This window comes from Pseudomonas sp. NDM, from assembly GCF_003105095.1.
Classification (GTDB): domain Bacteria; phylum Pseudomonadota; class Gammaproteobacteria; order Pseudomonadales; family Pseudomonadaceae; genus Aquipseudomonas; species Aquipseudomonas moraviensis_A.
This window is the reverse complement of record NZ_QETJ01000327.1, coordinates 1-1,016: the sequence shown is the minus strand read 5'-3', so window position 1 is coordinate 1,016 and position 1,016 is coordinate 1. Positions and strand designations below refer to the sequence as shown.

Sequence of the window (1,016 nt, the reverse complement as noted above, 5' to 3'; positions counted from 1 at the left end):
CGAAGGGGGCGTACATTCAACACAGACATTGAATGAACAGACGCCTTCGCGAGCAGGCTCGCTCCCACAGGGAGTCAGCACCGCGGCAACCGAACAATTGCGGTCAACCCACCGCCCGGTGTGTCTTCCAGCGTCAATTGCCCACCCAACCGCTGCGCGGCTTCGCGGGCGATGGTCATGCCCAGTCCGACGCCCCCGGAGTTGCGATTACGCGATCCCTCCAGTCGATAGAACGGCTCGAACACGGCTTCGCGTTGGTCTTCGGCGATGCCCGGTCCGTGATCGATTACCCGAATCAGCAATGCTTCATGCTGTTCCAGCAGTTCAATCCGCGCCTGTCCGGCGTAACGCAGGGCGTTATCCAGCAGGTTGTTGATGCATGAGCGCAGCGCCATCGGTTGCACCGGCATGGGCGCGCAGTGGCCGCTGACCTGAACATCGGCGCCCTGGTCCTGGGCGTTCTCGCACAGCGATTCGACTAGCGCCTGCACGTCCAGCAGTTGCAAGGCTTCGCTGGTGCGTTGTTCGTGCAAATAGGTGAGGGTGGCGTCGAGCATGCCGATCATGTCGTCCAGATCCTGGCGCATCTGGTTTTGCAGTTTGTCGTCGCTGATGTTTTCCAGGCGCAGTTTCAGCCGTGACAGTGGCGTGCGCAGGTCGTGGGAGACGGCGCCGAGCATGCGGGCGCGTTGCTGGACCTGTTCGCGGATACGCCGCTGCATGAGGTTGAAAGTGTGCGCGGCTTGCCGGGCTTCGCGCGGGCCGGACTCGTCGAGGGGGTCGCTGTCGAGGTCTTCGCTCAGGCGCTCGGCGGCGTCGCTCAGGCGCTGGATCGGCCGGCTGAGCAGTTTGGCGCCGTACCACGCAGCGATCATCAGCGTGATGAACTGAAAGGTCAGTGGCACCACCGGGCCACCGAACCAGGGACGCGCTTGCCTCGGTGGGTAAGCGGAATCGTGCACCGGCGGTTGGCCGTCGACGTTCGCTGTGAACGCGGGCGGCGGTGGGGGCGGCGG

At 64.3% G+C, this 1,016-nt stretch carries 1 protein-coding gene; it reads right to left on the bottom strand.

Features of this window, described 5'->3' with window-relative positions; genetic code table 11:
• Positions 1–74 precede the first annotated feature (74 nt).
• The coding region (locus DCO47_RS26830) for a HAMP domain-containing sensor histidine kinase (RefSeq protein ID WP_116659286.1) at positions 75–1,016 on the bottom strand (942 nt) is incomplete at its 5' end.